This window comes from Bacteroidales bacterium (genome assembly GCA_014860575.1).
Classification (GTDB): domain Bacteria; phylum Bacteroidota; class Bacteroidia; order Bacteroidales; family JAAYJT01; genus JAAYJT01.
This window is the reverse complement of record JACZJK010000064.1, coordinates 1-14,451: the sequence shown is the minus strand read 5'-3', so window position 1 is coordinate 14,451 and position 14,451 is coordinate 1. Positions and strand designations below refer to the sequence as shown.

General features: G+C 39.9%; 17 protein-coding genes. 2 read left to right on the top strand and 15 right to left on the bottom strand.

Going from position 1 to position 14,451, the window contains the following annotated elements; translation table 11 throughout:
* Nucleotides 1-9: 9 nt before the first annotated feature.
* The 10 genes from IH597_16750 to IH597_16705 all read right to left on the bottom strand — a co-directional run bounded on the left by IH597_16750 (nucleotide 10) and on the right by IH597_16705 (nucleotide 9,820).
* Nucleotides 10-720, bottom strand: coding sequence for an outer membrane beta-barrel protein (locus tag IH597_16750; protein MBE0664107.1), 711 nt, complete (start codon nucleotides 718-720; stop codon nucleotides 10-12).
* Nucleotides 721-734: 14 nt separating this feature from the next.
* The gene (locus IH597_16745; protein MBE0664106.1) at nucleotides 735-2,354 is read right to left on the bottom strand and encodes a S8 family serine peptidase; all 1,620 of its coding nucleotides are present in this window, start codon (nucleotides 2,352-2,354) and stop codon (nucleotides 735-737) included.
* A 76-nt stretch (nucleotides 2,355-2,430) separates the two neighbouring features.
* Nucleotides 2,431-4,023: a response regulator gene (locus IH597_16740; protein ID MBE0664105.1), complete on the bottom strand. Its 1,593-nt coding sequence runs from the start codon at nucleotides 4,021-4,023 to the stop codon at nucleotides 2,431-2,433.
* 366 nt (nucleotides 4,024-4,389) lie between these two features.
* Nucleotides 4,390-4,950, bottom strand: coding sequence for a helix-turn-helix transcriptional regulator (locus IH597_16735; protein MBE0664104.1), 561 nt, complete (start codon nucleotides 4,948-4,950; stop codon nucleotides 4,390-4,392).
* Nucleotides 4,951-5,249: 299 nt separating this feature from the next.
* A complete protein-coding gene (locus IH597_16730; protein MBE0664103.1) occupies nucleotides 5,250-5,636 on the bottom strand; it encodes a hypothetical protein in 387 nt (128 codons plus the stop codon).
* A 166-nt stretch (nucleotides 5,637-5,802) separates the two neighbouring features.
* On the bottom strand, nucleotides 5,803-6,141 hold the full coding sequence (locus IH597_16725) for a cupin domain-containing protein (GenBank protein ID MBE0664102.1): 339 nt from the start codon (nucleotides 6,139-6,141) through the stop codon (nucleotides 5,803-5,805).
* Nucleotides 6,142-6,227: 86 nt separating this feature from the next.
* Complete coding sequence (locus tag IH597_16720; GenBank protein ID MBE0664101.1) at nucleotides 6,228-6,554, bottom strand: hypothetical protein; 327 nt, start codon at nucleotides 6,552-6,554, stop codon at nucleotides 6,228-6,230.
* A gap of 390 nt (nucleotides 6,555-6,944) precedes the next feature.
* A complete protein-coding gene (locus IH597_16715; GenBank protein ID MBE0664100.1) occupies nucleotides 6,945-8,369 on the bottom strand; it encodes a DUF3494 domain-containing protein in 1,425 nt (474 codons plus the stop codon).
* A 301-nt stretch (nucleotides 8,370-8,670) separates the two neighbouring features.
* Nucleotides 8,671-9,171 (bottom strand): hypothetical protein, encoded by a 501-nt coding sequence (locus tag IH597_16710; protein ID MBE0664099.1) that lies wholly within the window; start codon nucleotides 9,169-9,171, stop codon nucleotides 8,671-8,673.
* Between the two features lie 181 nt (nucleotides 9,172-9,352).
* Entirely contained in the window at nucleotides 9,353-9,820 is a 468-nt protein-coding gene (locus IH597_16705) for a hypothetical protein (protein ID MBE0664098.1), read from the bottom strand.
* 755 nt (nucleotides 9,821-10,575) lie between these two features.
* Between IH597_16705 and IH597_16700 the strand changes: the two genes are divergently transcribed.
* A complete protein-coding gene (locus tag IH597_16700) occupies nucleotides 10,576-11,241 on the top strand; it encodes an OmpA family protein (GenBank protein MBE0664097.1) in 666 nt (221 codons plus the stop codon).
* Nucleotides 11,242-11,269: 28 nt separating this feature from the next.
* Nucleotides 11,270-11,953, top strand: coding sequence for a PorT family protein (locus IH597_16695; GenBank protein MBE0664096.1), 684 nt, complete (start codon nucleotides 11,270-11,272; stop codon nucleotides 11,951-11,953).
* Nucleotides 11,954-12,086: 133 nt separating this feature from the next.
* Here IH597_16695 and IH597_16690 read toward each other — a convergent pair whose 3' ends face one another.
* The 5 genes from IH597_16690 to IH597_16670 form a co-directional block, all read right to left on the bottom strand.
* Nucleotides 12,087-12,476, bottom strand: coding sequence for a hypothetical protein (locus IH597_16690; protein ID MBE0664095.1), 390 nt, complete (start codon nucleotides 12,474-12,476; stop codon nucleotides 12,087-12,089).
* Between the two features lie 361 nt (nucleotides 12,477-12,837).
* Entirely contained in the window at nucleotides 12,838-13,011 is a 174-nt protein-coding gene (locus IH597_16685; protein ID MBE0664094.1) for a hypothetical protein, read from the bottom strand.
* 123 nt (nucleotides 13,012-13,134) lie between these two features.
* Nucleotides 13,135-13,320, bottom strand: coding sequence for a hypothetical protein (locus IH597_16680; protein MBE0664093.1), 186 nt, complete (start codon nucleotides 13,318-13,320; stop codon nucleotides 13,135-13,137).
* 63 nt (nucleotides 13,321-13,383) lie between these two features.
* Complete coding sequence (locus IH597_16675) at nucleotides 13,384-13,569, bottom strand: hypothetical protein (GenBank protein MBE0664092.1); 186 nt, start codon at nucleotides 13,567-13,569, stop codon at nucleotides 13,384-13,386.
* Nucleotides 13,570-13,586: 17 nt separating this feature from the next.
* Nucleotides 13,587-14,174: a chemotaxis protein CheB gene (locus IH597_16670; protein MBE0664091.1), complete on the bottom strand. Its 588-nt coding sequence runs from the start codon at nucleotides 14,172-14,174 to the stop codon at nucleotides 13,587-13,589.
* Between the last annotated feature and the right edge of the window lie 277 nt (nucleotides 14,175-14,451).

The following is a 14,451-nucleotide window of genomic DNA, read 5'->3' as shown; positions in this document are numbered from 1 at the left end:
GGCTTGGACTCAGTAAAATATCATCCCAAATTCCACTCCAAATGTAAGGCGTGGGAATTCACCCAGGGCAGAGGTTTCATCAAAATGGTCGGAAAGCCGGTAGCTAGCTTTGGCGGCGAACTTGTTAAATCCTAATCGTGTCAGAATACCATATTCAAAAGGATTGATATAATCGAGATTGCTTTTCTTATAAACTACCTTCTCATCAGCAGTATTCCGGAATTTATAGATCTGGCGTGCATTGATATTCCAGTCGCCGTAAACACCCACATCAATGTAATTGCCAATGAAATTCCCTCTTCGCTTGTTGTAATTGAACCGCTGGTACAAACCAAGCCCGGTTTGAGTAAAGATGAATTTATGTTTTTCAATTTCGGTTGCTTCGGGTGTGTTTAGCATTGCCCAGTGCTTTATTGAATGACTCATCCTTTTTACGCTCAGTTCAGCGCCTGCCGAAAGCGTTTGTGAGAACCTCCTCTTATAGCGATAACCGAACTCAAAAGCCCATGAACTCCAGTCGCTCAAGTTATCAGTATTTAATTCTGGCTCTCCGGCAATGTGATGCAATCCAAAAAAAATATGGCCAAAATGTTTCCGGTTTGCTCCAAAAGCCGGAATGATGGTATCAGCTTTCAGGTTTTCAGAAATAACAAGCTGCTGCCCTTTTAGTGGTTCGGACAAGATAAGAATTAAAATAAAAAGTAAAACCTTCTGCATCATGCGATCAGTTCAATTTAAAATTTCCATGAAGAAGTGTAACCCGCAATATGAACAAACATCTGTTGCCCGGTGCGAAATTTAGTTTTATCAAAGCTTAGCACTTCCCGCTTCTTAATTGCGGCAACATGATATTCTTCAATCTTTCCCTGCGCATCGCGGATGTGATAAAACACATACGGTTTTTTCAGGATACTTTCAAATATTTCAGTTTCCGATAGCCTGACAAGTATTTTAACCTGGCCACTATCAGCAACAAAATCAAATGTGGGCTGAACTGTATCAGCTGGATCGGAAAAAAACCAGCTTGCCTGGGGCGTTCCATAACCATGCGAATAATCGTAATACGGATAGAGCGATGCGCTTTGCTGCATGGCTTCGAGCACCTGCAGGTTGGTCCAATCGGGGTGTAATTGCATAACACAAGCTGCAAAGCCCGACACCAACGGACAGGCGAACGAAGTTCCTGAACGGAATCCAAAACCGTTGGTTGTGGCAACAAAAACGCTACCGAGGGCAGATAGCTCAGGCTTGAGCCGCCCGTCAGCGCTTGGCCCTTTTGAAGAATACGACGACCGTAACAATGAGGGGTAATCCAATGCTCCTATCGATAACACGCCATCAGTATCAGCAGGGCTTATTATAATTTCCCATGATTTCCGGCTACCATCATTTCCGGCTGCATTTACTACCACTATTCCTTTTTGAACCGCCATATCAGCAGCAAATGCCACCAACGATGATTTTCCATCCATTTGTTCAGGAAAATAGCGATGATAGCTGTAGCCCAACGATGAACTTATGATATCAGCACCCAGTTGGTCGGCCCACTCTGCAGCGGCCAGCCAGTATTTTTCCTCAACATAGGGCTCAGTCCAAGTTTCGGTTCGGGCCAAAATAAATTCAGCACCAGGAGCTAAACCCATAGGAATACTGCCGTACATGCCCCCAATTAAACTCATGACCATGGTGCCATGTGCATTTTTCCGGTACACATCCGGGCTTTTACTAACAAAATCCCATATGGCCTTTATTCGCCCATCATTATTAATATGCTGGAATGCGTTGTGTGAATCCACCCTGGGAAAACCAGTGTCGAATATGGCAATGCGTATGTTGCTGCCATCTATTCCATGATCAGTAAAATAATTTCCCTGAAAATGAGCGGTATGGGCTTGAATCCTTTCAAGCTTTATTTCTGTTGAGTTTGGGCGCTGATGTTTGCCGGGGTTTTCAGCGGTTATAAGCAATTGCAATATTTCGGGTTCCACACTTTTTACAAAAGGCAATTGCCGGATTGCGTCAATCTGCCACAGTTGTGCATTTACATTTACCGCATTGAGCCATCTGGATACCACGTTGACCGAATCAACCCATGAACTTACACCTGACAAATAGTGTTCACTTACCGGATAATCTGCAACATCATACAGATCCTGGTTGTGGCGTAGCCTGCGCCCGATGGCTTTGGGGTCGAAAAAAAGGTAAGGATCAAAGATTACGCTGTCCTTGTCAGTAAAATAAACCCACCACGACTGCACCGGCTCCCTGGGTTCAGGAAAATTATAATCCTGCCCAATGTTTATACCTGGAAGAAACAGTTGAAATGCGAAAAACAGTATGATTGATTTTATCATAATTGGCTCACTGCAGAAGGCGCAAAATTATTGAAATTTTCCCTGCACACAGTTTCATGTTTCACAGCCGCGTTTATCAGTTATTGCGGGCTATTTCCCTGGCAAAATACTTCTTTATTACTTTCAGCAATTTCTCAATGAGAATGGGTTTAGAAATATAATCATTACAGCCAGCGATAATTGCTTTTTCCCTCTCGCCGGCAAGTCCGTAGGCTGTTTCTGCAATGATGATTACGCTGCTGTTAAATTGCCTGATCTGCTTGGTGGCCTCGTATCCATTCATTAACGGCATCCTGATATCCATCAGGATCAGATCAATATCAGGATGGTTGCGGCAAGTCTCAATAGCTTCGAGGCCTGAATGGGCTTTGATAATTTCACATCTAATTCCATTAAGCATTTCTGAAAGGAGCATTTCTGAAAAAAAATCATCTTCGGCAATCAATATTTTCAGACCTTTTAAATTATTCAGCATTTTGTCTGCATTAACCACATGCGTTACCAAAGGCTGCGTAATGGTTTCAGAAACATATGGAATTGTGAAATAAAATACTGAACCTTCGCCGGGTTCACTTTCAACCCACATTTTTCCACCAAACATTTCAACATATGCCTTTGAGATTGACAAACCCAGCCCGGTACCTTGCAAGGCCAACTTATCGGAAATATCGGCCTGGATAAAACGATCGAAAATCGGAACTTGCCTGTCTTTAGGAATTCCTATGCCAGTATCTTTTACATAAAATTCTATTTCCGCGGTTTGTTCAGGGTCAGAACCGGCTAAGCCTGGCTTAATGTTATATCCAAATTCTATCGAGCCTTCAGTAGTGAATTTTATAGCATTCTTAACCAGGTTGGTGAGGATAGCATAGATCTTCTCACGATCGGTTCGGACAATGGCTTGCTTTGAAGGTAGAGCCAATTTATAGCTGAACAGTATTCCTTTGCTTGTCACCTCAGGCCTGAAGAAGGTATAAATGTACTCGATCTGTTCGTTAATATTTGACTCTGACAAACTAAGATTCATCAACCCGGCTTCAATTTTTGAAATATCTATGATATCGTTGATCAGGTTTAGCATGCGGGTTCCACTACTTTCAATGATCTCAATATATGCTTTCTGTTGTTCGCCTGTAAGGCCAGGCTCTTTCAACAAACTTGCAAAACCCATGATACCGTTCATGGGTGTGCGTATTTCGTGGCTCATATTGGCAAGAAAAGCAGTTTTAAGGCGGTCGCCTTCTTCGGCTTGTTCTTTGGCTTTGTTAAGTTCTGTTTCTGCCAGTTTGAGGTCGGTAATATCAATTGCAGCAACCAGGCACTGCCCATTTACACCGTTGCTATGACCAACAAGGCGGGCATACTTCAGGGCAGACTTTTTTTCAAGTTTGATTTCGCAGGTTTCAATAGAATTACTAAGGAATACCTTGTCGAGAAATTCAGAAAAATTAACACGTGTGTCCTGGGAAACTAAGAATGCAAAGGTACTGCCGATCAGGGTCTTCCTTTCTTTAGCAAGTATTTTCGCCCCGGCTGGATTCAACCCTAAAATGCTTCCATCTCTGTGTAAGGTAAAGTAGCCGGCTGGCGAAAGATCGTATAATTCAAAATATTTCTGCTCGGCTTGTTCAGCCACTTCTTTTGCAAATAAAAGTTCTTCATTTTGCATTTCCAATTCAATCTGGTGAACCTCCAGTTCATGGATGATTCTCAGCATGTCGGCCTCAGAAATAACCTTGCCTGGTCCGTTAGATTTATTTACCAGACGTTCTTCTGCCATACTGCGCAGGTTTGTGGCAAGGGCTTTTCTGTCTTTTTTCATATAAGTTGATGGATCTTTTAATGTTTTCGTTAGCACATTGTTAGCTGCAATAAAGTTTGCGGAAACCGATACCCAATATCATTAAAATCGTGCTTTAACGCTAAAACAATAAACGATTAACGTCGGGAAGATGGGCTAACCTTGTGCTGATTACAAAGATATTTTAGATAACTTGTAAAAGTTTTACACAATTTTCAAGAAGTGTTACACAATTCACAGGTTATTCAGTGATGTGCGCTTTTTGTGCTTCAGGTTCTTATAAAAGGTGGGAGTTAAACCTGTTGTTTTCTTAAATTGGTTCGACAAATGCGCTACACTGGAATAGTTTAAACGATAGGAGATTTCAGTGAGGGTAAGTTCATCGTAAAGTAGCAATTCTTTTACCCTTTCAATTTTGTGCGCAATAATATAGCGTTCAATGGTAATGCCGGTTACTTCGGAAAAGAGGTTGGCCAGATAGGTGTAGTTCAGGTCTAATTTTTCGCTGATATAGGTTGAAAAGTTTACTTTGGGAACTTCTTCTTCATAATGCACCATTTCAATCACAACTGCTTTGATCCTTTCAATGAGGATGGCTCTTTTATCTTCCATCAGTTCAAGGCCCGCACTTCGCAATGCAGCGCTTAAAAGACTAAGTTGTTCGGGAGTAACATGGCCTTTTACATCTACTTCACCCAAATCAACTCTGGTATAATGCAATCCAAGTTTATCCAACTCTGATTTCACCACCATCTTGCAGCGAATGCTTACCATGTATTTGACAAAAAGTTTCAATAAGAGAGTTTTAATGTGGGCAAAGATATGCAAAATATGAGGGCTTTGCAATACTGGGGCCTGATTTGATTTTGGTAATGTTCAGCTCACAAATCAAACTTATATTAATCCGGAAAAGAGAGCGAAAAAGGCAAGTCATGAAAAAGCCGCTCCAATATTGGAGCAGCTCTTTCATCCATCAGTGTAACCAAAAAACACCAAACCAAAACAAAGCAAATTAGTATTCCAAGTCAGAAGTAGTTCTTTTAATAATGCAATCGAAAACCCGTCAGTTATTCCGGGAGCAAATCAGGTAAGTTCTAGAAACTTGTTGTTGACAATATCAATTGCCTTCCAGGATACTGAATACTGGCATCATCCTCAGCAGTAATATAAATTTTAGCCGGTTTAAAGGAAGATACTGTTTCAAGCGAACCTTTCAATTGCTTTGACATAAATCCGGAAGAGCTTAATAGCTGTCCGAGGTTCTCAGTTTTACCCTGGTCTGTTTCCATCCATACCACATAAGTTTTTTTAGGAGGTTGAAGCCGGCTTACATCCGCCAGATCAGATACCTCAACTTTAATGACGTAGTTTTTATTTTTATCATTCTTAACTTTAACTGTACCCTGGGCTGCAGGAACAACCGATGAATTCTGGAAAACTATTTTTCTGGAACAGGATGTAAACGGCAATACGATAATCATTGCCAGGAGAGCCAACAGGCCCAGTTTTTTAATGTTGCGAAATTTTTGTGATTTCATCTTTTTTGTGATTTATGCTGTTCAAATTATTTAACAGGCGTGAGATTTACCATTAATTAACTCCGAACCGAATTTATACTTTTGAGATTATGTATACCGTTGTTTAGTTTTATTCGTAACCACTTTTTATAACCGTCATTATCATCTTAAATCTACCGTTTGGCCTGACAAAATTGGGCGCGTGAGCAGGTATTACTATTGATTGGCCGGTAATTAGAAAACTGGAAACTCCACTGATTACCAATTCTGCCTTTCCTTCAATAATTTGAACATAGGTATCAAAAGGTGTAGTCTTTTCTACCAGCCCTTCTCCATTATCAAAGGATAAAACGCTAACATTCCCGGTTGATTTGTTGAGAATGGTTTTGATAACAACCGAGTGTTTAAGATATTCAACGATCTCCACTGTAATGAGTTTTTTCGACTTTTCAATTTCTTTCATTTCCATGACCACCGCTTGCTAATATTCAATTGAAAGCAACAACCCGGAAATAAGTTGTGATTATTATCCGGATTGTTCAAAGAGCAGTTGGCTTAAAGAAGAAGTATCAAAAGCAGTACTATAAGTATTGCTGCACCAACAGAGATGTAGACTCCGCCACTGAGTTCTTTAAGTTCTTTTTTGATGTCACGAACTTCTTTCCGCAATTCTCTTTTTTCCGCCGAGTTCAGATCAGTTTTATCCATAGCCTCAATTTCTTCCAGTCTGTCCATCAGCACAACAGCTTCATCAGACGTTGCAATTTCTGTTTCTGTTAGAGCAACTGGTAAAGCATAGGTTTCTGGCTCAGCATTTAATTGCATGGGAACAAATGCCAACAACAGCAAGGCTGTCATAATACAAAGGGTTAATTTTTTCATTTTAATGATTTTAAGTGGATTATTTACACTGCAACAAAGGTAATTCCATGATTATCGTAAAACATTGCACAATTCTGAAGATTAATTACATAATTCACATGTTAATGTGCTGCAGTAACACAGTGATGCAGTGTGTGAATGGTTTATTAGTCAATTGGTCGGAGTAATGCAGTAATACAGTAATGCAGTGATACATTGTTTGAATAATCTATTAGTTCTCCAATAGACTTTGAATTTTGGATTTTGAACTTGGGATTTTGAATTCGGCATCCCGGGAGTCCAGATAGCCATCGGGACTCTCGGGAAATTCCGCTACGCTCCAATTTCTGATTTTTTCCAACTGCCTACGACTACTGCCAACTACCTACTGTTTATATACCAACGGGCATTTTACAGGCGACGATAAAAAATGATCATAAATATTGAAATCAAGCCAATTGTAAGAAACAGCGCCCATCTTGAAACTGGAACTGCAGGTGGATCTTCTTCCAATAATACAAGCTCAGTATCGCTTATGGACATACCACCCACTACAGCGATAGCGATATTTTCTACTGAACCATTAATCATATCAGCCTCAAGGATCGAATAAGATGTTTGCAGTATCTGGCTTTGTCCCGGAGCCAAAGAAATAATCCAATCATCACCGGTAAGGTCATCACTTACTGTTATATTTTCCAATGTAGTACCACCATTATTTTCGAGCACAATATCATAAGCAATAAGCTGTCCGATTACAGAGTACTTTTTGGGGGTGGCAACTTTGGTAATTAACAGCCCTTCTTTTGTGACGACTTCATAGGCGCTTACAAGAATATCAACTGCTTCAGCAGTAGCAATATTTGCAACAAAACCGTTTTGAAGGTCTGCTGCTGTGATGTTATAAGATGTTGTAAAAGTATTGCTTGACCCGGGGTCAAGTGATGCAATGAGCCATGATGATGAAGTAAGGTCATCATCAACAGTGATATTGTCCACTGCGACAGAACCGATGTTTTCAACCACGATATCATAGTCTACCTGATCATTGAGTGCGGAGAAGGTTTGTGGGTCGGCGGTTTTTGTGATTAAAAGATCTCCGGATACAGTAGCAGATTCTTCTGGTTTGTTCATTGTGCTGCCGCCGGCAAATGTTACGGCTCCGTTTCTTGCAAGCGCTCTGCCATCTAATGTTGAACCGGTATTCATTGTAATTGAAACAAGGGCCAATATATTGCCTTTAAAATCTGTATCGTTCCCGATTGTGGCTGAAGAACCAACCTGCCAATACACATTATTAGCCTTGGCGCCGCCAGCGAGGACAATGTCGCCACCCACGGTAGTGGTAAGGCCGGATGCAATCTGAAATATCCAGACAGCATTCTCATTGCCGCCAGCATCAAGCGTTAAAGGTGTACCATCAACTGATAGGGTAGATGTTGATTTATAAATCCCGGGTGCAAGTGTACTGCCACCCTGGTTGCCTGATACTGTAGCAGGTGCCGGCACAGTTGAAGCAGCAGCGAAAAGATATGCGTTACGTAAGTCGATTTTGGCCTGTGGAAGAACATTCCCCGGATCCTGATCGGCAGCTAAAACCTGCCCATTGTTTAAAGTCAAATTCTCAAGTCCTGTAATTGAAGACAGGAAGCCCGGATATAATCCAATGTCCAGGTCGTTAATCTCATTCATAGGCGCAGCAAAACTGATTCCTGTACCTGCAAGCACTGCAAAGTCAGCCGCTGATTTCAGATCAGGCGCTATTTGCCCAAAATTTACAGCGGGAATTGTAATGCAAAGCATGGTTGTCAAAGCAAGGTGTCTTAGTTTTTTCATGGTAAACTTTTTAATTGTGATTGAATGTATTAAAGTAAAATAAATTTTGTTAAAGATATGATCATCAACAATTTCTGGTGTTACATAATTCCGAACCTATTTTATATAATTCACAGGTAATTTAATGTTCATTTATACATGCCCAAAACTGTAACACTATAATAATAAATAATTTATCATTTATTCAGTTCGGCTAGCGCTGCCCGTGCAGCAATTTTGAAAAATAAAACCCACAAAAACCAGCAGCTTATTGTGGGTCTCAATAGAATTAAAATTTGTAAATTCTTGTAAGTTACGAGACTTACAACCTGAAAGTTAATCCGAACTTCCCGCCCGAAAATGCATTTCCACCGCCAAATTCCAGGTTAACTGCAGTCCGGTCAGTGAAGAAATACCTGCCGCCGATCTGGCCACCAAGTCCTACACCAGAGTTATGACTGCCGGTGTAATCTTCAGGTGACGACCATACATAGAACCCTAAATTGAGACCAGCGTAAAAATCCCAATCGTCAGGGATATTCAATATTCTATTAAAATGATAGTTGGCATTTCCGGAAATACCAATGATACTGTGGCGGTAACGATTGGATTGCCAGCGTTCGCGGAACGAACGAAAAGATAATTCGGCTCCCAGCGTAATATCGTTATGAACGCCAAAATCCATTCCCAGATAAACCGGAATTCCCCAACCGGATAAGCCCACTCCAAGATTAACCTGAGAGCCGCCTTTGGGCAAGGAACCCTGTCCATAAGAGAAGCCAAAAGCCATTAGAATCGTAATTGTTATTATTAATTTTCTCATTGTAATGTTTATTAGTTTAGTTAATCACATAATACATGGCTTCATGCGTGCACCTAAATCACAGTACTTCCTGAAGCACAGATATGCCTTTGCATGGGTTCATCAAAACACAATACTTTTTATGATCACTGTTTTAGATCATGAAAAATAAGGTTCGGCAATGATGGAAATCCATTTTTTTTTATTTCTTATTGCTAAACGAAAATTCTCTTAAATCCTTCATGAGCTCATCCATGTCGCGATTATATTCCGACCTGAATACTCCCCAATCACTTTGACTGTTTTCATAGGCAATAAGCCTGTTTTTCAAGTCGATGTTTTTCTGTTCCAACACTTCAATCCGATCCTTGTAAATCGGGTCATACACCATTCCTGGCTCATTGAGCTGCACTTTTAGTTCAGCTATACGTAATTCGTTGTTTTTAACATTGTTATCTGTTTCATTTTTAAAAGCTATCCAGTCTTCAGAGTTGATTTTTGCAGTTTCTGCATCGTATGCATCTGTTTGTGCTTCAATCAAATCCTGACGGGCATCCTGTACCTTATCTTTAGCATCTTCAACTTTCTGCTCATTCGACTGGCAGCTTGTAAATATTCCTCCTGCCAATAACGATGTTGTTACGGCAAGGATAAAGATTGATTTTTTCATTTTTGTTAGTTGTTAATTGTTCATAAATTTGATAAAAAAGTTACCGTTGAGCGTTATATCACACAAAACGGTAACTTTTCATAAATGGTCGGGTTATTATAGTGAAACAATAATCTTATGCAATTCGTCATTCGGTTTGCCAGGATTGATTTGTAGTTTGCCATATATCCGATCAATCTTGCCTTACCATACATAAGATCATTTGTCAGTGAGCGCTGCATTTTATTGTCTTAAGCTCTTTACTCATTCAAGTTTCTGTTATGATTATATAAATTGATTTAACACAGTTTGCAGAACAGCTGTGAACTTTTTTCCACAATGCAAAGGTCGCTCTCAATACATAAGAAAGTATTACACAATTAGTCAAAAAGATTACATCATTCACACCTTTGAAAAACGAAACACCCACCAAAGTGAGGTAGATTTATTATTTGCCGGAACTTCTAATGCCTCACTCCAGGGCGTTGAGCAGTATTATGAATAATTGAAACTACTGCTTCTTATATGTGAATCATGTAATAAAATTGCATAATTGTGTAAAGGTTTCAAGCTTTAGTGGGATTACCTTTGACCTCAAATGGCATACAGTTTGTCAACTGATGTTATCATTATACCATTAAAAAGGTTTTCTTGGATGAAAGGAGGTTAAAATTAACATCAAACCTGGTTAGATGATTACTAATCATTATAATGATAGCTGTTAAAGAAATTCATTTTCAATTATATATTTACTAACAATCAAAAAAAAAATCTTTATGAAATATTTTAGTTTAATGTTAATTATTGCTGCAACCCTTATCGTTACAAGTTGTGCATCATGGAGTAAAACCCAGAAAGGTGCAGCAATTGGAACTGTTGGAGGTGGTGCAGCCGGCGCAGTAATCGGAAAAGCAGCAGGTAATACCGCGTTGGGTGCAATCATTGGAGCAGCAGTTGGCGGAACTACCGGAGCCATCATTGGAAACAAGATGGACAAACAAGCTGAAGAAATAGCTAAAACAGTTCCTGATGCGAAAGTTATTCGTGTAGGTGAAGGAATCGTTGTGGAATTCAGCAGCAATGTTCTTTTTGGATTTGACAAATCAGGTTTATCAGCCGATGCCAAAACCAATCTGGATAAATTAGTTAAAGTAATTGACGGTTACCCGGATACAGATATAGAAATACAGGGTCATACCGATAGCAAAGGAAGCCTGGCGTATAACGAAAAGCTATCAATTGAAAGGGCAAGCGCTGTTTCTGACTATCTTATTTTCAATAATGTGGCAGCTGACCGCTTAACTGTAGTGGGTTATGGTGAAACAGCGCCTAAATACGAAAATGATACTGAGGAAGGCCGTGCTCAAAACCGCAGGGTTGAGTTTCTGATCTCAGCCAATGAAAAAATGAGAGCTGAAGCTGAAAAAGAAGCAGCCAAATAAATTAAGTAAAAACCAAAAACAATAAAAAATGAAAACGAAACTATTTTCAATTGTATTACTCGTATTTTTATCAGCCACATTAGCAGTGGCTCAAAGTCCAGGGAAAATGTCCTTTGGCATTCTTGGGGGTGTTAATTTCCAGAACCTGAATGGCACAAACTCTGCCGGTGACAAACTCGAGAACGATCTTATTATTGGCTATCATGCCGGAGTAAATGTTCAGATCCCTGTTGCACTAGAGTTCTATTTTCAACCTGGGGTATTGTTTAGTACCAAGGGAGCAAAACACACCAGCAGTGTATTAGGCACTGATATTACATCTACAACCAGTATTTCATATATTGAAGTGCCCTTAAACCTGGTTTACAAAGGCATGCTTGGAAACGGGTATGTTTTACTCGGTCTCGGACCTTATATCGGCTACGGCGTAATGGGTAAAGTAAAAACTGAAGGTGGTTCTGTAACGCTTGATTCGGATATTGAATTTAAGAATGTTGTAGAGCTTACTGATCCTTTAACAGTTCCTTACTACAAAGCATTCGATGCCGGTGGCAATATTTTCTTCGGCTATGAAATGGCCGGTGGAATATTCGCCACGCTAAATGCCCAGCTCGGAATGTTGAATATAAATCCTGAATACAAAGCCTTATCTGATGATGAATCATCAATTAAGAACACAGGTTTCGGATTTTCACTCGGATACAGGTTCTAACACTAAGTAATTACCTGGTCAGAAAGTCTGACAACAAAAAAGGCCGTCTCTTAAAAAGAGGCGGCCATTTTTATTTGAAACAGAATTGATTGGCATCATAGATTAAATTCACCGGAGGATCAGAAGAATTCAATCAAGCTAAATTGTGGGAACGGATCTTATCAAGATTTACTGATTCTTCAAATGCCCGTACGAACCTTTGGTAAAAGGTAAAATAATCTTCCTGTTCAAAATATTTTTGAGTTTCGTCAGTAGTTGACGGAACATCGTTCAAATGATTTTCCCTGGATAAATTGCGTGCCTCTGATGCTGCGAAATCAATATTCTCTCCATTGAGCCGGTTGTAGAAATGCCAGTTTTTTCCATTTAATGTCTTGCGTATCTCACCGCCAAAAATATCGTGTATCAGCCGTGAAATCAGGCTGCTTTGATCAAGGGCGGGGTTGCCGTTATGCGTCCCTCCGTTATTCTCAAATACATTGGACCGCGTGAGAGCTTCTAGTACATACTGTTCGTAAATCATATTTTTATGCTTGGGGGTTATTGTATCTCAAAATTATGGTTTAGTCAGGTGTCTGGCACATGGAAGTGCGAATAAAACAGGAAATAAAATTATACAAACATAACCTGGAACCTGTTACATAATTTTTTCTATTACTTACATAATTCCCACATTTTATCCATTTAGATACAGGCGCTTAGAAATTTAAAGTTACTCTCTTAGGTATTGGAGCATCTTTGTTATACTTCAGTTCCCGAATTGCTTTGCTCCCGGGATGCCGAAGTACCGGCATTTAGTAATCTCAATTTCTGCTACGCTCAATATGCAGTTCCCGAATCACCCATTTTCACCTTTCGCTGAAACGGAGAAATTTAGTTACTAATTAAGAATCGGGCCTGGCGTTTTCTCGCCTGCCAGTTATTTTTTTTAAATCTTCCTCTTTGTAAACCTGGTAAGGATCGGTTGCTATTGAATCAGGTTTTTCGGCAGGAACTTTACCAACAACATATTTTGCAGTTTTGTTATCGTATTTTTTCTCTTTTGCACTTCGGCTCATGATCTTCCTTTCTAATGCAATGACAATATTGCCTTGCAGATGTGTTATTTACAGTTAAAACAATTTCACGATTATAAATAAATTCCTTGATTATTGATTTAGAAACGTGAGAATATACCCATACTACGATTCATCCTTTGTTGCACGTATCAGGCTAATTCCGGAAATAAAAAATATCAATCCGATTACCCCATAAATGATTGGTATTTTGAATGATTCCGTATTACCGGCAAACAATACTGCGGCGTATATAAGTCCGGCTATTCCGAGAATGGTAAGTATTGCTCCAAATATTCTTTTCAGGTTCATAAAGCTTTGTTTTAAAGTTATTTAATTTAAAAAATAGTAGTGCCAGCAGCCTGTAGTCCTTTCCTACGATTCATCCTTTGCTATGCGAATCAGGCTCGATCCGGAAATAAAAAATATCAAACCAATTATCCCGTAAATGACCATTAATTTGAATGTCTCAGTATTACCGGAAAACAATACTGAGACGTAAATAAGTCCGGCTACTCCGAGCATAGTAAGTATTGTCCCAAATATCCTTTTCAGGTTCATAATGCTTTATTTTTAAATTAATTAATTGGTTTCTTATTCGCTTGCCGGGCAATCCGTATGATTTCCCGGGCAATATCCTCGGGAGAAAGGATAAAATCAACATACCCGCTTTCTATAGCTGTCTCGGGCATATCTGGTTGTTGGGCTGTTTCCGGTTTCTGTGCGATGGTAATTCCGCCAACTTTCTTAATGCCGCGAAGAGCGTCTGCTCCATCGCCATCATAGCCCGAAACAATAACCGCGATAAGTTTGCCACTCCAGTTTTTTGAAAGTGAACGCATAAACACAGTTATCACATCAGGCCAACCCCAGGGCTTTGAAATAGGTTTTAACCGGAACTCTCCGTCTTTGACATGCAGATCGCGCTTTTCGGGGATGATGAAAACCTGGTTCGGTTCAATGTCAAGTTTCTCCGTAATCAGTTTTACCGGCATCTGTGTATGTTTAGGCAAAATCTCATGCAGCAGTGTGGCAACTTGTCTTAAATGATTGACAATTACGATTGCCACTCCCATATCGGCGGGCAGGTTTTTCAATAAACGAATGTAAGCGTCAAGGCCTCCGGCCGAACCGCCCAAGCAAACTATTGGAAAGTCTTTAGCCATAATGGTAGTGTTAAAAAAAACAGAATATTGATAATGCCAAAGTTACTCGCTCATCAGCGTCAAAATGTTACACTACTTTGCAAAATTGTTGCATGATTCACAGTTTTTTTGTGATGCAGTGGTGCAGTGGGTGCAGTGATGCTTTTCTGTTGTGATGCAGTGATACAGTGATGCTGTGGCGCGGTGGCTGAGCTTGTCGAAGTCTGAAGTAATGGAGTAATGTTAATTCAAAATTCCAGATTTAAGATTCGCGGCAACTTTGGATTTTGATCTTTGA